23 protein-coding genes and 1 riboswitch are annotated in these 21,826 nt (G+C 69.9%); of the genes, 13 read left to right on the top strand and 10 right to left on the bottom strand.

What is annotated here, in order from left to right; genetic code table 11:
- Positions 1–101 precede the first annotated feature (101 nt).
- Both dnaN and ASG29_RS02940 read right to left on the bottom strand, forming a co-directional pair.
- Complete coding sequence (gene dnaN, locus ASG29_RS02945) at positions 102–1,205, bottom strand: DNA polymerase III subunit beta (protein WP_055980779.1); 1,104 nt, start codon at positions 1,203–1,205, stop codon at positions 102–104.
- 185 nt (positions 1,206–1,390) lie between these two features.
- Entirely contained in the window at positions 1,391–2,008 is a 618-nt protein-coding gene (locus ASG29_RS02940) for an outer membrane protein (RefSeq protein WP_055979844.1), read from the bottom strand.
- Between the two features lie 150 nt (positions 2,009–2,158).
- On the opposite strand from ASG29_RS02940, the gene ASG29_RS02935 reads away from it, so the two are divergent.
- Both ASG29_RS02935 and ASG29_RS02930 read left to right on the top strand, forming a co-directional pair.
- Positions 2,159–2,806 (top strand): histidine phosphatase family protein, encoded by a 648-nt coding sequence (locus ASG29_RS02935; RefSeq protein ID WP_055979841.1) that lies wholly within the window; start codon positions 2,159–2,161, stop codon positions 2,804–2,806.
- 52 nt (positions 2,807–2,858) lie between these two features.
- The gene (locus tag ASG29_RS02930; protein ID WP_082515570.1) at positions 2,859–3,320 is read left to right on the top strand and encodes a hypothetical protein; all 462 of its coding nucleotides are present in this window, start codon (positions 2,859–2,861) and stop codon (positions 3,318–3,320) included.
- A gap of 247 nt (positions 3,321–3,567) precedes the next feature.
- On the opposite strand, the gene ASG29_RS02925 is transcribed toward ASG29_RS02930, so the two are convergent.
- Positions 3,568–3,972, bottom strand: a complete 405-nt coding sequence (locus ASG29_RS02925; protein ID WP_082515569.1) for a GFA family protein — start codon at positions 3,970–3,972, stop codon at positions 3,568–3,570.
- Between the two features lie 90 nt (positions 3,973–4,062).
- On the opposite strand from ASG29_RS02925, the gene rlmN reads away from it, so the two are divergent.
- Entirely contained in the window at positions 4,063–5,271 is a 1,209-nt protein-coding gene (gene rlmN / locus ASG29_RS02920; protein ID WP_055980773.1) for a 23S rRNA (adenine(2503)-C(2))-methyltransferase RlmN, read from the top strand.
- Here the strand turns inward: rlmN and ASG29_RS02915 are convergent.
- Positions 5,268–5,795 (bottom strand): GrpB family protein, encoded by a 528-nt coding sequence (locus ASG29_RS02915; protein ID WP_235532737.1) that lies wholly within the window; start codon positions 5,793–5,795, stop codon positions 5,268–5,270. The genes rlmN and ASG29_RS02915 overlap by 4 nt on opposite strands.
- A 92-nt stretch (positions 5,796–5,887) precedes the next feature.
- On the opposite strand from ASG29_RS02915, the gene ASG29_RS02910 reads away from it, so the two are divergent.
- The 3 genes from ASG29_RS02910 (at position 5,888) to ASG29_RS02900 (ending at position 8,322) form a co-directional block, all read left to right on the top strand.
- Complete coding sequence (locus ASG29_RS02910; RefSeq protein ID WP_055979831.1) at positions 5,888–6,655, top strand: sulfite exporter TauE/SafE family protein; 768 nt, start codon at positions 5,888–5,890, stop codon at positions 6,653–6,655.
- A 237-nt stretch (positions 6,656–6,892) separates the two neighbouring features.
- Complete coding sequence (locus ASG29_RS02905; RefSeq protein ID WP_055979828.1) at positions 6,893–7,582, top strand: cytochrome b/b6 domain-containing protein; 690 nt, start codon at positions 6,893–6,895, stop codon at positions 7,580–7,582.
- A complete protein-coding gene (locus tag ASG29_RS02900) occupies positions 7,579–8,322 on the top strand; it encodes a molybdopterin-dependent oxidoreductase (RefSeq protein WP_055979826.1) in 744 nt (247 codons plus the stop codon). Before ASG29_RS02905 ends, ASG29_RS02900 begins: the two co-directional genes overlap by 4 nt.
- Before the next feature lie 162 nt (positions 8,323–8,484).
- On the opposite strand, the gene ASG29_RS02895 is transcribed toward ASG29_RS02900, so the two are convergent.
- Positions 8,485–9,207, bottom strand: a complete 723-nt coding sequence (locus ASG29_RS02895) for a TIGR02186 family protein (protein WP_082515634.1) — start codon at positions 9,205–9,207, stop codon at positions 8,485–8,487.
- Between the two features lie 32 nt (positions 9,208–9,239).
- Positions 9,240–10,154, bottom strand: a complete 915-nt coding sequence (locus ASG29_RS02890) for a sulfite exporter TauE/SafE family protein (RefSeq protein ID WP_055979821.1) — start codon at positions 10,152–10,154, stop codon at positions 9,240–9,242.
- Between the two features lie 493 nt (positions 10,155–10,647).
- On the opposite strand from ASG29_RS02890, the gene ASG29_RS02885 reads away from it, so the two are divergent.
- The 6 genes from ASG29_RS02885 (at position 10,648) to thiC (ending at position 17,125) form a co-directional block, all read left to right on the top strand.
- The gene (locus ASG29_RS02885) at positions 10,648–11,439 is read left to right on the top strand and encodes a sterol desaturase family protein (RefSeq protein ID WP_055979817.1); all 792 of its coding nucleotides are present in this window, start codon (positions 10,648–10,650) and stop codon (positions 11,437–11,439) included.
- Positions 11,375–11,803 (top strand): DUF2141 domain-containing protein, encoded by a 429-nt coding sequence (locus tag ASG29_RS02880; protein ID WP_055979814.1) that lies wholly within the window; start codon positions 11,375–11,377, stop codon positions 11,801–11,803. Before ASG29_RS02885 ends, ASG29_RS02880 begins: the two co-directional genes overlap by 65 nt.
- Positions 11,804–11,850: 47 nt before the next feature.
- A complete protein-coding gene (locus ASG29_RS02875) occupies positions 11,851–12,738 on the top strand; it encodes a MipA/OmpV family protein (RefSeq protein WP_055979811.1) in 888 nt (295 codons plus the stop codon).
- Positions 12,739–12,873: 135 nt separating this feature from the next.
- Complete coding sequence (locus ASG29_RS02870; protein WP_055979808.1) at positions 12,874–13,860, top strand: ferritin-like domain-containing protein; 987 nt, start codon at positions 12,874–12,876, stop codon at positions 13,858–13,860.
- A gap of 118 nt (positions 13,861–13,978) precedes the next feature.
- On the top strand, positions 13,979–14,992 hold the full coding sequence (locus ASG29_RS02865; protein ID WP_055979805.1) for a ferritin-like domain-containing protein: 1,014 nt from the start codon (positions 13,979–13,981) through the stop codon (positions 14,990–14,992).
- A 96-nt stretch (positions 14,993–15,088) separates the two neighbouring features.
- A riboswitch (TPP riboswitch) is annotated at positions 15,089–15,197 on the top strand.
- Positions 15,198–15,229: 32 nt separating this feature from the next.
- On the top strand, positions 15,230–17,125 hold the full coding sequence (thiC, locus tag ASG29_RS02860; protein WP_055979804.1) for a phosphomethylpyrimidine synthase ThiC: 1,896 nt from the start codon (positions 15,230–15,232) through the stop codon (positions 17,123–17,125).
- A 534-nt stretch (positions 17,126–17,659) separates the two neighbouring features.
- On the opposite strand, the gene ASG29_RS02855 is transcribed toward thiC, so the two are convergent.
- From ASG29_RS02855 to ASG29_RS02850, 3 genes are all read right to left on the bottom strand, one after another.
- Positions 17,660–18,808, bottom strand: coding sequence for a Fic family protein (locus ASG29_RS02855; protein ID WP_055979800.1), 1,149 nt, complete (start codon positions 18,806–18,808; stop codon positions 17,660–17,662).
- Between the two features lie 139 nt (positions 18,809–18,947).
- Positions 18,948–19,073 carry a hypothetical protein gene (locus tag ASG29_RS17710; protein WP_268796202.1) on the bottom strand — a complete coding sequence of 42 codons (126 nt, stop codon included), beginning with the start codon at positions 19,071–19,073 and terminating at the stop codon, positions 18,948–18,950.
- Positions 19,074–19,144: 71 nt separating this feature from the next.
- Positions 19,145–20,602: a S41 family peptidase gene (locus ASG29_RS02850; protein ID WP_235532736.1), complete on the bottom strand. Its 1,458-nt coding sequence runs from the start codon at positions 20,600–20,602 to the stop codon at positions 19,145–19,147.
- A gap of 121 nt (positions 20,603–20,723) precedes the next feature.
- Here ASG29_RS02850 and ASG29_RS02845 point away from each other — a divergent pair, with 121 nt between their 5' ends.
- A complete protein-coding gene (locus tag ASG29_RS02845) occupies positions 20,724–21,077 on the top strand; it encodes a hypothetical protein (protein ID WP_055979797.1) in 354 nt (117 codons plus the stop codon).
- A 129-nt stretch (positions 21,078–21,206) separates the two neighbouring features.
- Here ASG29_RS02845 and ASG29_RS02840 read toward each other — a convergent pair whose 3' ends face one another.
- Positions 21,207–21,614 (bottom strand): DUF1810 domain-containing protein, encoded by a 408-nt coding sequence (locus ASG29_RS02840; RefSeq protein WP_055979795.1) that lies wholly within the window; start codon positions 21,612–21,614, stop codon positions 21,207–21,209.
- Between the last annotated feature and the right edge of the window lie 212 nt (positions 21,615–21,826).

The following is a 21,826-nucleotide window of genomic DNA, read 5'->3' as shown; positions in this document are numbered from 1 at the left end:
GTCACCCCGGCCTTGTGCCGGGGTCCATCGTGCCGCGAGACCAACGGCCGGTGTTCTTGCGGACCCATGGATGCCGGGACGCGCCCGGCATGACGAAGGAATTAAACTCGCATCGGCATCAGGACGTACAGCGCCGCCGCATCGTCGCCTTCGCGGATCAGCGTCGGGGCGGCGGCGTCGGCCAGGTGGATTTCCACCACGTCGGTGCCGATCTGCCCCAAGATGTCCATCAGGTACCGGCTGTTGAAACCGATCTCGAACGGTGCGGCGGCATAGTCGCCGGGGACCTCCTCCGCCGCGGTGCCGTTTTCCGGGCTGGTCACCGACAACGTGATCCGGTCGCGGTCCAGCGCCATCTTCACCGCGCGCGTCTTCTCCGTCGCGATGGTGGACACGCGGTCGACCCCCTGCATGAAGCTTTTCGGGTCGATCTTCAGGATCTTGTCGTTCCCCGTCGGGATCACGCGCGTATAGTCCGGGAACGTCCCGTCGATCAGCTTCGAGGTCAGCACCGCGGGGCCCAGGTCGAACCGGATCTTCGTCGCCGACAGCGACACGCCGACCGAACCGTCCACCTCGTCCAGCAGCTTGCGCAGCTCGGCGATGCATTTGCGCGGCACGATCACGTCGGGCATCGCATCGAGCCCCTCGGGCTTCGCCACCGTCACGCGCGCCAGGCGGTGGCCGTCGGTCGCCGCCGCCTTCAGCATCCCGTCCGCCAGGTGCAGGAAGATGCCGTTCAGGTAATAGCGCGTCTCCTCGGTCGAGATCGCGAAGCGCGTCTTGTCGATGATCTGCTTCAGCGTCTCCGCCGGCAGTTCGAACCGCGTCGGCAATTCCCCTTCCGCGATGACGGGGAAATCGTCGCGCGGCAGCGTGCCCAGGCTGAAGCGCGCGCGCCCCGCCACGATCGCCATCCGCCCGTCCGCCGCGGTCAGCGACACCTGCGCCCCCTCGGGCAGCTTGCGCGCGATGTCGAACAGGGTGTGCGCGGACACCGTCGTCGCGCCCGGCTGGTCGACCGCCGCGGCGATCGATTCGTTGATCTGGAGGTCGAGGTCCGTCGCCATCAGCTTCAGCCGCCCCTCCGCCGTCGCCTCGATCAGGACGTTGGACAGGATCGGGATCGTGTTGCGCCGCTCCACCACCGACTGGACATGGCTCAGTCCCTTCAGCAGCGTCGCGCGTTCGATGGTCGCCTTCATCTCGTCCACGTCCCCCGGCCCGCCGGCAATTCCAGGGGCAACTCGGTCGGTTTCCTAGCCAAAAGCGAAGGGCCGGAGCAAGCGCCCCGACCCTTCTTTCCTGCCGCCGGTGTGGATAATTGCACCACCCCGGCGCATTCGCCCCGATCGGTCCGGCGATCGGAAGCGCCCGATCGGTCCGGCGATCAGAAACGGAAGCCGACGCCCGCCATCAACTGGTGGCGGTCCAGGTCGATGTCGATGCCGTCCAGGTCGCCGTAGTGCGAATAGCGATACTCGCCCTTCACGAACGCGGTGGGCGAGATATTGTATTCCAGCCCCGCGCCGACGCGATAGCCGCCCAGGTCGTCCTTGTTCGTGACCGTCGACGTCACGTTGCCCGCGGTGGTCGTGTAGCGGCTTTCGATGCGCGCGTTCGTATACCCGCCCTTGGCGTAGATCATCGCCAGCGGCGAGATGGCGTAGCCGACGCGGCCGCCGACATACAGGTCGCGACCCGCGTCGAGGCGCAGGCTGTCGCCGACGACGAAGTTGTTGCGGCTGCGCGCGCGCAGCGAACTGTCGGTCGCCTCGCCTTCGACGCCGACGACCAGGCCACCGGCTTGCATGTCGTAGCCGACCAGCGCGCCGTAGGTCACGCCGTCGCGGCCGTCGGAATCGCCGTCGCCGCCGTCCTGAAGGTTGTCGTAGCCGACCAGCGCCTCGACGCGCGCGCCGGTGAAGGGGGCGATCTCCTGCGCCGCGGCGGGCAGCGCGGAAAGCATCGTGGCGGCCGCGGTGGCGGCGATGAGGGTCTTACGCATGGGATCACTCCATTGATCGTTCGCGCATGGCCGGAGACGTCCGGTGCGCGGGATGCGTCAAATAGGCGAGGGCCCCGCCGGTTGCATGAACCTCACCTAAACGCAGAAAACCGTTGCCTTTACGCAACAGGCGACGGACACGCTCGTCCCATGACCGCCTTCCCCGATCCCGTGTCGCGCGCCGGCCGCGATTTCGTCGCGCGCCACGGCGAAACCGTCTTCAACGCCGCCCGCCGGATGCAGGGCGATGCGCCGCACACCCCGCTGACCCGCGCGGGTTTCGCGCAGGCGGAGGAGATGGGGCGGGCCCTGCGCGCCGAAGTGGGCGCGCGTCCGGCGCTGACGCTCTGGGCCTCGCCCACCGGCCGCGCGCTCCAGACGCTGGCGGTGATCGTCGAGCATCTGGACCTCGACTGGCATGACGCGAGGACCGATGCCCGCCTGTCGGAAATCGACATGGGCAGCTGGGGCGGCCGCTATTATGCCGACCTGTCGGCCGAGTTCGGGGAGATCGTGCAGCCCGGCGGCCTGCTGAAACAGGCGCCGGACGGCGAGGGCTATGCCGACATCGCGATCCGCGTCGGCGGCTGGCTGGCGGATACGGCGGCGGACGCGGGCGACCGGCTGGTCGTGATGCACGGCATCTCCAGCCGCGTGCTGCGCGGCGTCGCGACGGGCGCGCCGGTCGGCGGCGTGGGCGCGCCGATCCTGCCCGGCCATCCGCAGGGGACGGTGACGATGCTCGCGGGCGGCGTGGAGCGCGTCGTCCACCTCGGCACCGGCCACGCGCCCGCGTGACGGGACCGGCGTGACGGGGTCGGCATGAGGTGGCCGGCATGAGGGCGGGGGCATGATGCTGGCGCTGGCCTTGCTGCTGGCGGGGGAGCGGGTCGCGATCGGCGCCTGGGACCGCTGGGCCGCCTTCGCCGACGATGCGCCGCGCCGCTGCTATGCGATCGCGCAGCCGCTGCTGCCCGACGGCAGCCCCGACCGGCGCGGCGCCTTCGCCGGCGTCGCCGCGGGGGCGGGCAGTGTCCGGACGTTCCACCTGCGCCTGTCGCGCCCGCGCAGTCCCGCGGCGACGCTGACGCTCGCGATCGACGACCGCCGCTTCGCGCTGGTCGGCGACGCGACCACCGCCCGCGCGCCCGATCCCGCCACCGACCGCGCGATCGTGGCCGCGATGCGTGGCGCGCGCGGCATGACGCTCTCCACGCTCGACCGCACCGGCCGCCCCCTGACCGACGCCTACGCCCTGTCCGGCGCCGCGACCGCCATCGACGCCGCGGCACTGGGGTGCTTGAAGAATTAGGGCTGATCGAAAGGCGATTTGCCGGCGGAGGGTGTTCGCGCGAAGCCGCAAGGAAGTTCGGGGTTCACGCGAAGGCGCGAAGGACGCGGAGGTGTCGCGCACCGGGCTGATCGAAGCGCCGATTACCGGCCGGGCCGACGTCGCTGCTTCGATGAAGGAAGTGCCGGTCCGCGTTACACTTTACTCCCTCGCGTCCTCGGCGCCTCCGCGCGAACATCTCACCCCGCCATCCGAATGCTGATCGGCCCTAGGACGGCGGCACATAGTCGCCCGCGAACTGCTTCAGCCCGTCGGTGATCTCGTACCAGTCCGGCTTCGACGCGACATGGATGTGCGCGCTCGGCCGGATGCCGGGATCGTCGTCCAGCGTCGACGCCGCCAGAATGTACATGCCGCCGCTGTGCAACTCCCCCAGCGCCGATCCGCAATCGCCGCAGAAGGCGCGTCGGTGGGTGAAGGGCGGCGCCGGCTCGATACGCCGGATCCGCTCGGCCCCCGCCACGATGGACAGATCGCCCGCCGCACCGATCATGACGCAGGCGAACACGCCCTCCGCCTTGCGGCAGCGGCTGCAATGGCAATAGCTCAACGACCGCGGCGCACCCGATATCTCCAGCCGGACGGCCCCGCACAGACAGCTTGCCCGAATCATCGCAATCCCCCCTCGCCCTGGAACATATCACGAACGATCGTGCTGGCAAGCGGGATGGAAAATCGGCGCCGGATCGACTATGTCGCCCTCATGCTAACAGCCTCGGCCGCCCCCATGCCCATCCCCGGGCACATCGATCCCGTGCCCGTCCCGCGCGCCAGCGCCCCGCGGGAGGATGGCCGCGTCGACCTCGTCGGCCTGTCGCGCGACGAGGTGCGCGAGGCGCTCGCCGCCGCGGGGCTGGAGCCCAAGCAGGCGAAGCTGCGCGCGAAGCAGATCTTCCACTGGATCTACAATCGCGGCGCGACCGATTTCGCGCAGATGACCGACATCGCGAAGGTCCAGCATCCGTGGCTGGCGGAACGCTTCGCGGTCGGCCGCCCCGGCGTGGTGGAGGCGCAGGTGTCGACCGACGGTACGCGCAAGTGGCTGCTGCGCTCGGGCGACGGGCACGACTACGAAATGGTGTTCATCCCCGACGCCGACCGCGGCACGTTGTGCGTGTCGAGCCAGGTCGGCTGCACGCTCAACTGCCGCTTCTGCCACACCGGCACGATGCGCCTCGTGCGCAACCTGACCGCAGGCGAAATCGTCGGGCAGGTCATGCTGGCGCGCGACGCGCTGGGCGAATGGCCGAGCCAGCCCGAGGGGCGGATGCTGACCAACATCGTCATGATGGGCATGGGCGAGCCGCTGTACAATTTCGACGCGGTGCGCGACGCGCTGAAGGTCGTCATGGACGGCGATGGCCTCGCGCTCAGCAAGCGCCGCATCACGCTGTCGACCAGTGGCGTCGTGCCGATGATGGCACGCGCGGGGGCGGAGATCGGCGTGAACCTCGCCGTCTCGCTCCACGCGGTGACGAAGGAGGTGCGCGACGAGATCGTGCCGATCAACCGCAAATACGGGATCGAGGAGCTGCTCCAGGCGTGCGCCGATTATCCCGGCGCCAACAACGCCCGCCGCATCACGTTCGAATACGTCATGCTGAAGGACAAGAACGACAGCGACGCCGACGCGCACGAACTGGTCCGCCTGCTGAAGCATTACCGCCTGCCCGCGAAGGTGAACCTGATCCCCTTCAACCCCTGGCCCGGCGCGCCCTACGAATGTTCGACGCCCGAACGCGTGCGCCGCTTCAGCGACATCGTGTTCGAGGCCGGCATCTCCGCCCCCGTCCGCACCCCGCGCGGCCGCGACATCGACGCCGCCTGCGGCCAGCTGAAGACCGCATCGGAAAGGAAAAGCCGCGCCGAACTGGACCGGCAGGCGGAGGAGAAGCTGGCCGCGCTGGGCTAATCCCCGCCCCCCGCCGCCGCCAGGATCCGCGCGATCCAGGGCGCCTTGCACTCGGTATAGGCGCCTGCGTCCATCGGATGGCGCGCCGCGCACGCCTGCTTCACGCCCGCATATTCCGCCGCCAGCGCGGGGTGCGCGCGCAGGTGGTCGCGAAACGCGATATGCCGCGCCGCCGCGTCGGCGCCTCGCGCGAACCAGTGCAGGTGGATCGTCCGCCTGCCCGTGCGCGGATCGGACAGCGTGCAATATCGTCGGCCCGTGATCCCGTATTCGCCGCGCCAATCGTATCCCGCCGCCTCGATCGTCGCCCGCCGCGCATCGATGGCGCGAAGCGAGTCCGCCATGCCGAGCAGGTCGATCACCGGCTTGGCCACGATCCCCGGGATCGCGGTCGATCCGATATGCTCGATCGCGACCGCCACCGGTCCCAGCAATGCGCGCAGCCGCTCGCCCTCCCGCGCGGCCACGCCGGCCCAGCGCGGGTCGTACGGCGCCAGCCGGACCGCACGCCCGGGATCGTCCACGCGCATCTCCCGCCTTTCCCGATTGCTGGCGTGGACGGGTACGCCCGCCGCCACGGGTCGACAAGTCGCCCGTCCGCGGCGATGGAGCGGCGGTGTCCGATCTCGCCGCGCTCGCCCCCTTCCTCATCGTCGCGCTCGCCGGCCTCGTCGGTGGGGCGATGAACGCGCTGGCGGGGGGCGGCACGTTCGCGACGCTTCCCGCCCTGCTCGCCGCCGGGCTGCCCGCGAACGTCGCCAACGCCACCAGCAACGTCGCGCTGCTGCCCGGTGCGGCGACCAGCGCCTGGGCGTTCCGCGACGAACTGGGGCCGGTCGGCGGCGTCGACGTCCGGCTGCTGGCGGGGATCACCTTCGCGGGCGGGCTGGCGGGCAGCGCGTTGCTGGTGGTCACGCCCAGCAGCACGTTCGACGTCATCATCCCGTGGCTGGTCCTGTACGCCTTCGTCGTGCTGGCGTTCGGCAAATACGCCTCCGCCTGGCTGTCGCGCCGCGTGACGATCGGCGCGCGGACGCTGGTGGTGTGCCAGGTATTGCTGGGCGTGTACGGCGGCTATTTCGGCGGCGGCGTGGGGTTGATGACGACCGCGACCTACGGCCTGCTGGCGGGCGTGTCGCCGCGCGCGATGTTCGCGCCGCGCACGCTGATGCTGGCGATCGCGAACGCCGCCGCGGCGATCGTGTTCGTGTGGGCGGGGCTGGTCGACTGGCGATATTGCGTGCCGATGCTGCTGGGCGGCATGGCGGGCGGATGGATCGGCGCGATCGTCGGCAAGCGCCTGCCGGGCGGCGCGGTGCGCGCGTGGACGCTGCTGGTGACGGGCGCGACGACGATCGTGTTCTTCTGGCGCGCCTACGGGTGAGGAAGGGGCGGGTGAGGAAGGGGCGGTTCACGCGAAGACGCGAAGACGCAAAGGGGTAGTCCCGAGCCGCCGCCGGCGGCTATGATCGGCAAGCCGCGCGCGCCGGTTTCGCTGCCGCGAGACGCCACAACGACCCCGACACCTTCGCGTCATCGCGTCTTCGCGCGAACCAACCTGTCTCGGCGTCTTCGCGCGAACCATCTGGCGACCGCGCCCCGACACGCGTAAGCCCCACGAATGCCCCGCTTCATCCACCGCCACGCGCTGCCGACGCGGATCTGGCACTGGGTCAACGCGGTCGCGGTGTTCGTCCTGATCGGCTCCGGCCTAGGCATCTCGAACGCGCATCCGCGCCTGTACTGGGGATCGTACGGCGCGAACTTCGACCCGGCGTGGTGGCAATTGCCGCGCTTTCCCGCCTGGGTGACGATCCCGGCGAACTACAACCTCGCGCTCTCGCGCCGCTGGCACCTGTTCTTCGCGCTGGTGCTCGCGTTCGGCCTGCTCGCCTACATGCTGGTCGGCCTGCTCAACCGCCATTTCCGGCGCGACCTGCGCATCCGTGCATCGGAACTCGCCCCGGCGCATCTCGCCGCCGATGCGAAGGCGCATCTGGCCCTGCGCTTCCACGATCCGGAAAGCCCCCGCGCGTACAACATCTTCCAGAAGCTCAGCTACGCGGGCATCGTGTTCGTCGCGCTCCCGCTCGTCATCCTGACGGGGCTGGCGCTGTCGCCCGCGATGGTCGCCGCCTGGCCGTGGCTGCTGGACCTGTTCGGCGGGCGGCAGTCGGCGCGGTCGATCCATTTCCTGTGCATGATCGCGATCGCCGGGTTCACGGTCGTCCACCTCGCGCTCGTCATCCTGGCGGGCGCGTGGAACGAGGTGCGCTCGATGCTTACCGGAAAGTGGAAGGTGCCGGAATGATCGGTCGGCGCGGATTGATCGCGGGGAGCGCGGGCCTCGCGCTTTCCGGCTGCGACCGCCTGATCGCGACGCCCGCGGTGCGCGACATCGTGTTCCGCGGCGAGGACATGCACCGCGCGCTGCAACGCGCGCTGACGGATCGCACCGCCCTGGTGCCCGAATTCCGCCGCGACCAGATGTCGCCCGTGTTCCGCACCAACGGCACGCGCGATCCCGGTACCCCCGCCTATGCCGCCCTGCGCGCGGGGAAGTTCGCGGACTGGCGGCTGACCGTCGACGGCCTGGTCGCGCGCCCGCTGTCGCTGTCGCTCCCCGACCTCGGCCGCTTCCCGCAACGCGCGCAGATCACGCGCCACGATTGCGTGGAGGGGTGGAGCGCGATCGGCAAGTGGCAGGGGCCGCGCCTGTCCGACGTCCTGCGCGCCGCCGGCGTGCGCGACACCGCGCGCTACGTCGTGTTCCGCTGCGCCGACCTGTACGGCGGCGCGCCCTATTACGAATCGGTCGACATGGTCGACGCGCTCCATCCGCAGACGATCCTGGCGTGGTCGATGAACGACCGTTTCCTCGACGTCGGGCACGGCGCCCCCTGCCGCCTGCGGGTCGAACGGCACCTGGGCTACAAACATGCGAAATACCTGATGCAGGTGACCGTGGTCGACAGCCTCGCGGGCATCGGCAAGGGCCGCGGCGGCTTCTGGGAGGATAATGTCGACTACGACTGGTACGCCGGGATCTGACGCGCGCTGGACCGCGCCGGGACGGGTCGGCATTCCGTTCCGGCGGTGCCGAAAAGTGCGGTTCTTCGAGCACCGAAGCGCGGCGTACTTCAGTACGTGAGCATCGGAGCGCAGGAGAATCGCGCTTTGCAGGCCCGTCGGGACGGAATGCCGACCCGTCCCCTACCCCCGCCGCTGCGCGATCCTGCCCGCGGCCCAGCCCAGCCCGACCGACAGCGCCACCGCCGCCAGCCCGTACAGGATCGCGTGCCGCTGCGCCGCCTCCGCCACGAACCGTTCGAACCCCGCCTTGCGCACGTCGATGTCGCGCACCGCCGCCGCCAGCACGCGGCCGTCGCGGATCAGGAACGTCTCCGCGGTGAACCGCCCCACCGTCACCTGCGCGGGCACCTTCACGCGCGCGCGGTACAGCACGCCGCCGGTGATCTCGACCGTCCCCGGCGCCTCGTAGAACAGGCCCGCGCGCCGCCGCTGCTCGACCAGTCCGCGCGCGAACCGGTCCTGCACGTCCGACGGCGCGTTGGAGGCGGGGGACAATTGCAGGCTGTCGAGCCCGATCTCGTAGATCGCGCGCGTCCGCGCATCGACGATGTCGCGCACCGGGCGGCTCGACGCGACGGCGTAGAAGCTGGGCGCCGAGCGATAGCGCAGCGCCTGCGCGTTGATCCAGATCCCGGCGACCTTCTCCTTCTCGCGGATCGTGATCGATTCGGTCGGCCCCTTCACTACCACCACCACGTCGGTGTCGCCGCGCGCGGGCGGCACGCGCCCGCCGGGGTAGAGGATCGCGCCGAACAGCAGCAGCTCCGCCCCGGTGAAGCTGTACGCGATCTCCACCTCGCGCTGCGACACGTCGGGGACCAGCACCGGCTTCGCCTGTCCCATCAGCACGGGCGCAAGGGCCAGCAACAGCCGCCTCACGTCAGCTCCACGGTATACAGCTCGCCCGGCCGCCACCCCAGCCCCAGCCCGATCCGGAACGCCACCGCCAGCACCATGAGCGCCAGCGCGAGGCGGAGGTATTCCGGCTTCGCCCGGCTGGCCAGCCGCGCACCGACCTGCGCGCCGACGACCGATCCGACCAGCAGCAGCGCGGCCAGCACGATGTCGACCGCCTTCGTCGTCGTCGCGTGGACCATCGTCGCCGCGGCGGTGACGAACAGGATCTGGAACAGGCTGGTGCCCACCACCACCGTCGTCGCCATGCCCAGCAGGTAGATCATCGCGGGCACCAGCACGAATCCGCCGCCCACGCCCAGCAGGATAGTCAGGATGCCCGTCGCGAAGCCCAGCAGCAGCGGCGCCAGCGGGGAGATGTACAGCCCCGATCCGTAGAAGCGCATCCGGAACGGCAGCGCGGCGACCAGCGGATGGTGCCGCCGCCGCCGCGGTTTCACCGCGCGCCGCCCGCGCGCGACCAGGATCGCGGTCACCGCCTCGCGCAGCATCGACAGCCCGATGGAACCGAGCAGCAGGACGTAGGTGACCGCGATCGCGGTATCGATCTGCCCCGAATCCTGGAGCAGCCGGAACAGCCACGCGCCGAACAGCGACCCCAGCACGCCGCCTGCGACCAGCACGCCCCCCATCCGCATGTCGACGCCCCCGCGGCGCAGGTGCGCGAACACGCCCGACACGCTGGCCCCCGTCACCTGCGTCGCGGCGCTGGCGGCGGCGACGGTGGGGGGAATGCCGTAGACGATCAGCAACGGCGTGGTCAGGAATCCGCCGCCGACCCCGAACATGCCCGACAACAGGCCCACGCCCGCGCCCAGCGCGATCATCACCAGCGCGTTCACCGACAGGTTCGCGATCGGCAAGTAGAGGTCCATACGGCCTGCGCGGGTAGCCGGTTTCGCCGGTCGCAACCACCCCAAAGCCCGCCCCCGCCTCCCCACGCCCCCCCCACGCCCGCCCGGGAGGGCCGGGCCGCATACCCGCCCCGTCACCCCGGCCCCGTGCCGGGGTCCACCGCGCCGCATACCCAACAGCGGCCGCACTCGCGCCACGGTGGATGCCGGAACCCGTCCGGCATGGCGGCGCAATGGTCCCCCGTCCCTCACGCCTTCTTCTCCCCTCCCGCCTGCGGGAGGGGTCGGGGGAGGGCGCATCCACCCGCGCACCACGCATGGCGTCCCCAACCCCGGACCGGAGACCCGGACCGCCTCCCCTCCCCGTCATGCCGGACCCGATCCGGCATCCATCGCGCCGCGCGCTCCCCGGACGTTGCGCTCGCGGCACGACGGCCCCCGGACCCGATCCGGCGTGACTCCCCCCCCTTTCGTCCCCCATGACGCGCCCGCGCCGTTGCGCTACACGCCCCCCATGTCCGCCGCGCTCGCCATCCTCCTGTCCGCGCTCGCGATGACCGCGATCGTCGGCGTGCGCTACCTGATCGCCAGCGGCGGATTCGCGCTCGCCACGCGCGCGCGGCATCCCGGGCTGTACGCGGGCCTCGATCCGCAGATCCGGCGCGAGATCGCGTGGAGCCTCGCCTCCGCCGCGATCTACGGCATCCCCGCGGGCGTCGTGGCCTGGGGGTGGAAGGAACACGGCTGGACCCGCGTGTACGCCGACGTCCACGCCATGCCGTTGTGGTACCTGCCCGTGTCGGTGCTGCTGTACCTGGTCGCGCACGACACCTGGTTCTACTGGACCCACCGCTGGATGCACCGGCCGAAGCCGTTCCGCCTCGCGCACGCCGTCCACCACGCCAGCCGCCCGCCGACCGCCTGGGCCGCGATGGCGTTCCATCCGGTCGAGGCGCTGACCGGCGCTGTTGCCATTCCGCTACTGGTCTTCCTGATTCCGATCCACGTCGCCGCGCTCGGGGTGGTCCTGACGGTCATGACGGTTATGGGGGTGACGAACCACATGGGCTGGGAGGTTTTTCCGCGGTTCATGTGGGGGGGGATAGTGGGGCGCTGGCTCATCACCGCGAGCCATCATCAACGTCACCACGAACGGTACGGATGCAATTATGGCCTCTATTTCCGCTTCTGGGACCGTATGTGCGGCACCGACGACGGCATCGGCGACTTCGCGCGGGCGCATGCCGGTGCGCGCCGCCGCGCTGGCGGCCGTGGCATGGACGCTGCTGGGGGCCAGCCCGAGTAGCGACCTCGATATCGAGCTGTCGAACCTGCGTTCGGCCAAGGGGCTGGTCCGCCTCTGCCTGACCGCGGATCCCGATAATTTCCCCAATTGCACCGACGACCGCAACGCGCTGACCCGCTCGCTGCCCGCGGGCACGCGCAGCGTTCGCCTCGCCTCGCTGTCGCCCGGCGGCTATGCCGTGGCGGTGATCCACGACGAGAACGCCAACGCGAAGCTGGATACGTTCGCGGGCATCCCCAAGGAAGGGTTCGGCTTCTCGCGCAATCCCCCCGTCCGCTTCGGCGCGCCGCGCTTCGCCGCCGCGCGCTTCCGGCTCGACGGTGGTGCACAGACGCAACAGGTCAGGATGCGTTACATCCTCTGACGATGGGGCGCGGACCCTAATCGCAGGCTGATGGTTTCGCCCCCATAATGACCAGGGGACTTTCCGTGCACGCCATCCGCCTCGCCGCGCTTCTGCTGACCGCCGCCGTGCCGACCGGCGCACTGGCGCAGGCCAACCCGATCCCCGCCGAACCCAACCCCGCGCCCGATCCCATGCTGGTCGGCGACACGCTGACCGTCGGCGTCGCGCTGGCGTACCTGCCCGATTACGAAGGGTCGGACGACTACCGCCTCGTCCCCGGGCCCGCCGCGATCGGCTCGTTCAACAACCTGTCGTTCCAGGTGCTGGGCAACCGCGCCTCGATCGACCTCATCCCCAATCGCCCCGGCCCGACCTGGGACGTGCAGGCGGGCCCGGTCGGCCTGGTCAACTTCAACCGCAACAATCGCCGCGCGATCGACGATCCGCGCGTACGCGCGCTGCCCGAACGCGACATCGCGATCGAACTGGGCGGCTATGTCGGCGTCGGGAAGACGGGCGTGGTGACCAGCCCGTACGACAAATTGTCGGTGTCGGTCAGCTACCGCCACGACGTGTCGGGCGTGCACCGCAGCGGCGTGTGGACGCCCTCGATCAACTATTTCACCCCGCTCAGCCTGAAGGCGGCGGTGGGCCTGTTCGGCTCCGCGGAACGCGCCGGCCGCGGGTTCGGGCGGGCGTATTTCGACGTCGCGCCCGGCGACGTGGTGGCCAGCGGCCTGCCCGCCTTCGCCACGCGCGGCGGGTGGAAGAACTGGACCGTCGGCGCGGCGGGCACCTATTCCATCACCGGCGACCTGCTGCACGGGTTCAAGCTGGTCGGCGGCGTGACGTACAAGCGGATGCTGAACGACTTCGCCGACAGCCCCGTGGTGTCGGTCGCCGGGTCGCGCAGCCAGTGGCTGGGCGCGGTGGGCGTCGCCTACACCTTCTGACGCGCGGGTATTTGTTAACCACGGCGCGGCCGCCACGCATCCTTTTGCCCGCATCGCCGTATTTGTCATCAACCGGCGATCGGTCCCGCCCCCGCGGGCCGCACGAGGATGCCGGATTAGGGAAAGGGCCTGCCCATGGCTGACAGCCAGGATCTCATCGAAACCTTCGATGCGCGGGCGCGTCGTCGCGAATCGCGCCGCGCGTTCTTCGTCAACGCCGTGGGCGCCGCCGCCGGCGCGACCGCCTTCGCCTATGCCTCCGCCGCACAGGCGCAGACCGCGGTCACCGACGCGGACATCCTGAACTTCGCGCTGAACCTCGAATATCTGGAAGCGAACTTCTACCTGTTCGCCGCCAACGGGTCCGGCCTGGGCGCCGCCGACATCGACGGGATCACTACCGCGGGCGCCGCGGGTGCCGCGACCGGCGGGCGGAAGGTGTCCTTCACCGACGCCGCGGTCGCGCAATATGCGAAGGAGATCGCGGCCGACGAACTGGCGCACGTCCGCTTCCTGCGCACCGCGCTGGGCGGCGCGCGCGTGGCGCAGCCCAGAATCGACCTGTCGGTCGGCCCGGACAGCGCGTTCGGCAAGGCCGCGGCCGCATCCGGCCTGCCCGCGACGTTCGATCCCTACGGCTCGGACGAGAACTTCCTGCTCGGCGCCTATATATTCGAAGACGTCGGCGTGACGGCGTACAAGGGCGCGGCCCCCCTCCTGTCCAGCACGACCTTCGTCGAGGCGGCGGCGGGCATCCTGGCGGTGGAGGCGTATCACGCCGCGATCGTGCGCACCGCGCTGTACCGGAAGGGCATCGTGACACCCGCGCTGATCGACGCGACGGAGGCGATCTCGAACGCGCGCGACGCGCTCGACGGTCGGCCGACCGAGGACCTGATCCGCGGCATCGCGCCCGACGACGATCAGGGCATCCGCGCGATCGGCACGCCGGACGGGGAAGCGTCGAACATCGTGCCGCTGAACGTCAACGGCATCGCGTACAGCCGGACGGCGGCGCAGACGCTGAACATCGTCTACCTGAACGCGGCCGCGGTCACCGGCGGCGGGTTCTTCCCGGCGGGCGTGAACGGCGCGATCAAGACGAGCGCGGCATCGACCTGACCGGGGACCTGACCGGCGTCCCGACCGGGATCCCGACCGGGGATCCGGGCAGGGGCCCCGACCCGGTGTCGCACGACGCCTCGCCACATGACCTTCCTCCCGTACAGGGAACGATACGATGATTAAGGATTCCGTCTTCGCCGCGCTCGACCATGCCACGCTGCGGCGTGCGGAGCGCCGGCGCTTCCTGAAGCTGGCGGGCGCCTCCGGCGCCGCGGTCGGCGGCCTCACCTTGCTTTCCGGCTGTTTCGGCAGCGACGACGACGACGAGGATCCCGCGCCGACGCCGACGCCCACGCCCTCGCCGACCGCGACCGGCGTGTCGACCGACGTCGGCATCCTCCAGCTGGCGCTGAACCTTGAGTATCTGGAGGCGCAATTTTATTCGATCGCGGCCTTCGGCCGCTATCTTCCCGACGCCAGCCTGACGGGGACGATCGGCACGCCCGGCGCGATCACCGGCGGTCGGAAGGTCGGCTTCACCGATCCCGTCATCGCCGCCTACGCGCGCGAGATCGCGGGCGACGAGATCGCGCACGTCAACGTCCTGCGCGCCGCGCTGGGCACGTCCGCGATCGCGCAGCCCGCGATCAACATCGACGGCGGCGCGACCGGGGCCTTCACCGCCGCGGCGCGCGCGGCCGGCCTCGTCGGCGCGAACGAGACATTCGATCCCTATGCGAACGAGGACAATTTCCTCCTCGCCGCCTTCCTGTTCGAGGACGTCGGCGTCACCGCGTACAAGGGCGCCTCGCCGCTCATCACCAGCAAGGTGTATCTGGAGGCCGCGGCGGGCATCCTGGCGGCGGAGGCCTATCACGCGGGCCTCGTCCGCACCGTCCTGTACAACCGCGGGATGACCGCGCGTTTCGCCGCGAACGCCATCTCCAACGCCCGCGACTCGCTCGACGGCAGCCGCGACCTGGACCAGGGCATCACCGCGAACACCGACGGCAGCGGCGACGCCAACCTCGTCCCCACGGACGGCAACGGCATCGCGTACAGCCGCTCGTCGGAACAGGTGCACAACATCGTCTACCTGCGCACCACCGCGGGCGTCGGCGGCGGCTTCTTCCCCGCGGGCACGAACAATTCCTTCCCCGCGCTGCGCACCAGCGGCGCGGCGAGCTAGTTCCCTCCCCCGAGGGTCGCGGGAAAGGGGCCGTGCGGGATCATACCCGCACGGTCCCTTTTTCGTTGGCGCGGCGCCCGCCCGTGCCTATGCTGGCGTCATCCCCGGGGGAGCGCCGCGCCGCGCTTGAGAGGGAGGCAGGAGCCTCCGACCCGCCGAACCTGATCCGGTTGACACCGGCGTAGGGAGTGGAAGCGGCCTTCCGACCGTCTCTCCTCCCCGTATTGGAGAGACGACATGGCCGACATAGACCCGCAGATCGCCCGCAAGCGTACCGAGATCGGCGTCACCACCGGCCCGATCCGCGGCAGCCGCAAGATCCACGTCGGCCCGCTGAAGGTCGCGATGCGCGCGATCGATCTCGACCCCGGCTGCGGCGAGCCCCCGCTCAACGTCTACGACCCCAGCGGCCCGTACACCGACGCGAACGCCGCGATCGACATCAACGCCGGCCTGCCGCAATTGCGCCGCCAGTGGATCGAGGCGCGCGGCGACGTCGAAAGCTACGCCGCCCGCGATGTCCGGCCGGAGGACAACGGCCAGCTCGGCCCCGACCGCAGCGGCGGCGTCCCCCGCTTCCCGCTCAGCGTCGCCCGCCCCCTGCGCGCGAAGCCGGGCATGAACGTCAGCCAGATGCACTACGCCCGCCGCGGCATCATCACGCCCGAGATGGAGTACGTCGCCACGCGCGAGAATCTGGGGCGGGAGATGATCCGCGGCCACGTCCGCGACGGCGAGAGTTTCGGCGCCAGCATCCCCGACTACGTCACCCCAGAATTCGTCCGCGACGAGATCGCCCGCGGCCGCGCCATCATCCCCAACAACGTCAACCACCCCGAATCCGAACCGATGGCGATCGGCCGCAACTTCCTGGTCAAGATCAACGCCAACATCGGCAACAGCGCGGTCGCCAGCAACGTCGCGGCGGAGGTCGACAAGCTGGTCTGGAGCATCCGCTGGGGCGCGGACACGGTCATGGACCTGTCGACGGGCCGCAACATCCACGACACCCGCGAATGGATCATCCGCAACTCCCCCGTCCCGATCGGCACCGTGCCGATCTATCAGGCGCTGGAGAAGGTCGGCGGCATCGCCGAGGAGCTGACGTGGGAGATCTTCCGCGACACGCTGATCGAGCAGGCCGAACAGGGCGTCGACTATTTCACGATCCACGCCGGCGTCCGCCTGCCCTACGTCCCCCTGACCGCCAAGCGCGTCACCGGCATCGTCAGCCGCGGCGGCAGCATCATGGCCAAATGGTGCCTCAGCCACCACAAGGAGTCGTTCCTGTACGAACGCTTCGACGAGATCACCGAGATCATGAAGGCGTACGACATCGCCTATTCGCTGGGCGACGGCCTGCGCCCCGGATCGATCGCGGACGCCAATGACGAGGCGCAGTTCGCCGAACTGTACACGCTGGGCGAACTGACCCACCGCGCGTGGAAGAGCGACGTGCAGGTCATGATCGAGGGCCCCGGCCACGTGCCGATGCACAAGATCAAGGAAAACATGGAAAAGCAGCTGGAGGTGTGCGGCGAGGCGCCCTTCTATACTTTGGGGCCGCTGACCACCGACATCGCGCCCGGCTACGACCATATCACCAGCGGCATCGGCGCCGCGATGATCGGCTGGTACGGCACCGCGATGCTCTGCTACGTCACCCCCAAGGAGCACCTCGGCCTCCCCGACCGCGACGACGTGAAGGTCGGCGTCGTGACCTACAAGCTCGCCGCCCACGCCGCCGACCTCGCCAAGGGCCACCCCGCCGCGAAGATGCGCGACGACGCGCTGAGCCGCGCGAGGTTCGAATTCCGCTGGCGCGACCAGTTCAACCTGGCGTTGGACCCCGACACCGCGGAATCGTACCACGACCAGACGCTCCCCGCGGAAGGCGCGAAGACCGCCCACTTCTGCTCGATGTGCGGACCCAAGTTCTGCTCGATGAAGATCACGCAGGAGGTGCGCGATTTCGCGGCGAAGCAGAATTCGGGGGTCGATGGGTTCATTGCCGCCGGTGCGAGTGGCGCGGAAACCGCTGCCGCCAGCAAGGCGGCGGCGTTGAAGGGGATGGAGGAGATGAGCGAGACGTTCCGCGCGAAGGGCGGGGAGATTTACCTGCCGGCGGAGTGAAAAATGATGGGCTGGCGATGTTTCGCCAGCCCATCAGTCACGACGTGATTTAGGCGTACTGGATCAGCGTCCAAGTCGTCGCGGTGCCGTTATACGGCGGCATACGGTTGCCGTGTGCAATCGGCGCGGTGGTCGTCCCGCCCTGCGGACGCCATATACCGGATTCCGGACAGACTTCGCCGGTTCGTGCGGTCGTACCAACTGGCTTCGGCATCATTCTGACTTTCAAACGGCCCCCGCGCAGTCACGCACGTTGACGCAATGAAGGAGAGCACTATACGTCTGCCTCGCGTAGCAACGCACGAGGTAGGTGACTGCCTCCGACCGGGAACGCCCCTCCAAGGCGATCCCGGTCATCGGGATATCTTCCGAATAAAAGCTGAGCAAGCCTTTTCATTCCCACACCAGTGATTAATTAGGATAGACACCAGTCGGCCATCAGGTCGCGCGGCTTTCAGAAGCTCGACGATTGTCAATCACGGTGTGTTGCGGCCGGTCCGCGATTTCTGAACGGGGTGGGCCGCTACAAGCGGCTCACCCCACCCGCAGCGCCTCCACGACCCCCGGAAACCGGATCAGCTTGGGATAGGTCCCCAGTTCCTCGGCCACCCCCTGTGCCACCAGCGCCGCGACATTGTTGGCCGCGCCCGCGTAGGTCACCCCCAGCGCCTCCGCGATGTTCGTGATCGAACGCACCGGCTGCTCGAACGCCAGGTCGATGATCCGCAGCATCAGCGCGGATCGCCGCGCGGTCTGGAACCGGTCGCGATAGTCGCGCTGCAAATCCTGCAACCGCTCCACCACCGCGATCGTCTCCGCCGCCGACTCCGCCACCGCTTCCAGGAAGAACGCGATCCACGCCTCCCACGCGCCGTCGCGCGACACCGCGTACATCAGGTCGATGTAGCGATCCTTGTGACGCTCCAGATACGGGCTCATGTACAGCAATGGCTGCGGCAACGTGCCGCGGTCGATCAGCATCAGCGCGATCATCATCCGCCCGACGCGCCCGTTGCCGTCGCCGAACGGGTGGATCGCCTCGAACTGATAATGCGCCAGCGCCGCGTCGATCAGCGGCGATGCGCCGTCCTGACGATTGGCGAAGGCCATCAACGCATCCATTGCATCGGGCGTGTCGGCGGGGGGAGCGGGAATGAACCGCGCCGTATCGATCCGCCCGCTGCCCCCGATCCAGTTCTGGTCGCGCTTCAACTCGCCTGCCTGCACCGTCGCGCCGCGATGGCGCGCCACGCCCGTCAGCAACCGGCGATGCGCGTCCCGGATCAGCCGCGTGGAGATCGGCAAGTCGCCCAACCCCTCGATCGCGCCTTCCAGCGCGCGGACGTAGTTCAGCACCTCTCGCGTATCGCCCCGCGTCGCCGCTTCCTGTGCCCCTGCCTCGAGCAGGAACAGGTCCGACAGCGTCGTATACGTCCCCTCCATGCTCGACGACGACACGGCCTCACGTCGCTGCAACGGCCGGATCAGGAGCAAGGGGTTCGGCACGGTCCGCCCGATACCCTTCAGTTCGCCGACCGCCTGCGTGGCGCGCGTCAGTTCGGGCAGGAAGGCCGCGATCGACAATTGCCGCGGCGGAAGCGGATCAGGCACGAAGGCGCGTCGCCCCTCGATGGTCGGAACCAGTCGTCCCGTCGCCCGCCCGCCGAAACCGTTCCTGTCCATGCAACGGATGTATAAGGTAGACGCGCGACTTTCAACGAAAACGCCATTTCGTATAAAGTGCCGCCGCTACCTTATATATCCGTTGAAACCCGCCGTACCGCCCTTCCGCCCCGCCCGGCGCCCCCGACCGCGCCGGGTATCAGCCCTTGATCGTCACCATCGCGACCGGCTTGTCCTTGGTGGAGGCGTTGGCGGCGATCGTCTTCACCTTTTCGGCCTTGGGCTTGCGCACTTCCTTGTTCGACTTCTGCTGGCTCTTCGCCATGACCGGTCCTTCGCGGGGCGGAACGCCCCGGCGCGACCATGCCACACAATGGCGCGCGACCCGGCACCGATTCAGAACAGGCCGGGCGTCTCCCGCTGCGCCGTGGTGGGGGTGCGCGCCGACAACGGCTCGCGCTCCCGCCCGAACGCCGTGCGCGCCGACGCCGCGCTCGCCCCGATGGGGGTGCAGCCCCGCCCCGCCAGGAAATCCAGCGCCGCCGCCACCGACGCCTCGCGCGGGTCGCCCAGCGGCTGCGACAGGTCGTCCCCCGCCGCGCACGTCGCCTCCATCTTCGGCGCGAGGCCGGTGTAATAATCCCCCGTCCCCGCCGCATTGGTCAGCGCGAAGGCGATCACGCGCAGCCGGTCGTCGCGGCACGCATCGTTGTCGAGCGCGATCTGCCCCACCGGCTTGCCGAACGTGTTGGCTCCGACCAGTGCGGCGTTCGCGTGGAGGTAGGGGACGAAGGCGTTAATGACGTACTCGCTCGCCGACGCGGTCGCTTCCGTCCCGATGAACGCCAGTTTCAGGGAGGGGATCGCATTCGCCTCGCGCCGGAAATAGCGCAGGCGGTCGCTCGACGCCTTGCTGGCGCGATAGCGGGTCGCCGCCTGCAATTCGCCGGTCGACCGGTTGCCGCCGAGCAGGTCGGACAGGACCTCCGCGGTGGAGAGCAGGCCGCCGCCGTTGTAGCGGAAATCGACAATCGCCTCGGTCACCCCGGCCGCCTTCAACTGGGCGAAGGCGGTGCGCAGCTGCCCGTCGGCGGTGGCGATGAAGGTGCGCAGGTTGACGTACCCCACCTTGCGCCCGCCGTCGTCGATGATGCGCCAGCCATAGCGGGCGGAGACGGGCTGGAGCGCATAGTCCGCCTTCGCGACGGTCAGGTCGCGCGTGCCCCCCGCATCCGCGATGCGCAGCACCCGCGTCGTTCCCGCGGTGGCCGGCCCCAGCGCGTCGGACACCGCCGCCTGGCCCCCGCTCGCCAGCAGGCCGTCGACGGGGCGCAGGTCGCCCGCATTGGTGCCGATCGCGATCAGCTCCGCACCGCGGTCGATCCCCGCGGTCAGCGCGGGCGCGCCCTCGAACGCCTCGGTCACGAACACGCGGCGTGCGGGCACGTCGTAGCTCAGCCGGACGCCGAACCCCGCGGTCGCGCCCGAATCGTAATAGGCGTTCTCCTCCGCGACCGACGCGATGTACGTGAAATACCGGTCCTTCCCCTGCGCCCGCGCGGTCGCGGTCAACTGGTCGACATAGGTTTCCAGTACGGACAGGTCGCTCTGCCCCGGCGCCGCGGCGGGGGGGGCGAAGGCGGTGGGCAGCGTATCGGGGAACAGATACCATTCGCTCATCCGGTCGAAGACCCAGCGCTGCCGCGCCGCCAGCGCGCATCCGCCCGTGGCGGCGGGCGTGGGCGTGGGGGAGGACGCGACCGGCGCGCCGCCGTCCCCGCCGCCGCCTTCGCCACCGCACGACGCCAGCATCGCCACCGACGCCAGCATGGCCGCCACCCGATTGGTCTTCATCACGCGCACACCCGACCCGATTGTTCCCGAAGCGTACAGCGCGCGACTACCCAAGTCATCGTTCAATCCGCAACCGTGCGCCGCGCCGACCGTTGACGCGCGGTCACGAAGGGAGAAAGCCATGCACCGTCTGTCGATCCTGATCGCCGTCCCCCTCGCGCTCGCCGCCTGCGGCCGGACCGACGGGAACGAGACGGCGACGAACATCGTCGTCCCCGACAACGGTTATACCGCGAAGATGGCGGCGCTGAACGAGGGCGAGCGCAACGGCGTGCTGTTCCGCGCCATCACCGATGCGGAACGGGCGTGCCAGGGCGTGACCCGGTCGCAGGCGATCGACCCGGTCCAGGGCCGGCCGGCCTGGGTGGCGACGTGCGAGGGCGGCGAGGAATGGCTGGTCGTGCTGGGCGAGGACGGCATCGCCACGGTCACCAACGCGCGCGAACTGGCGAAGGCGCAGGGCGCGGCGAAATAGGGCGACCCGGCGGGCAGTCCGTCGCCGCAGCGACGATGGAAGGCGGGTTTGCGGTACGAACGTCCGGGATGACGGCATTACCCGCTGTCCTACATCCCCACGATCCGGCATGACGCGACCGGTTCTTTCTCACGCATCCAGCAGCCGCACCGTCACGGCGTCCGGGCCGTCGAACAGCGCGGCCAGCGTCGCGGCGACCGTCGCGGGCGCCCCGGCCTGCGCGAAGAGCGTCAGCGAGGAGCGCAGCTTCATCGCGTCGAGCGCGCCGAACACGGTCGCGGGATCGCGGTCCGGCGGCACCGCGGCCACCGCCTCGGCATAGCGCGGCCCCAGCAGCGGATGCGCCAGATAGCGGCGCGCTTCGTGCAGGTCGCGGATGGCGTAATGGCGCGCGATCGGGCTGCGGCCTAGACCGGCGAGTTGCGGGAAGACGAACCACATCCAGTGGCTGCGCTTCCTGCCGGCGCGAAGCTCGGCGATGGCGATGTCGTAACCGTCCGCCAATGCGCGGACGAAGCGGTCGAGGTCGTCGGTCATGCCGGTCGCAACGAACCGGCGGGGCGGCGGGTGCCGCCGCGATCAGGCGATCGCGGCGACGGCGTCGACGTACAGCAGCAGCGCGGTGGTCGCGAAGCCCGCGACGGCGAGCGATAGGGTGCGGATCATGTCGTCTCTCCTGTCGGAAGCGCGGCGGATCAGGCGATCGGCGTGACGGGGACGGCGGCGGCGACCATCACCGCGGCGACGGC

This window comes from Sphingomonas sp. Leaf412 (genome assembly GCF_001425405.1).
Classification (GTDB): Bacteria; Pseudomonadota; Alphaproteobacteria; order Sphingomonadales; family Sphingomonadaceae; genus Sphingomonas.
The sequence above is the reverse complement of the archived record's forward strand: the minus strand, read 5'-3'. Positions and strand labels throughout refer to the sequence as shown.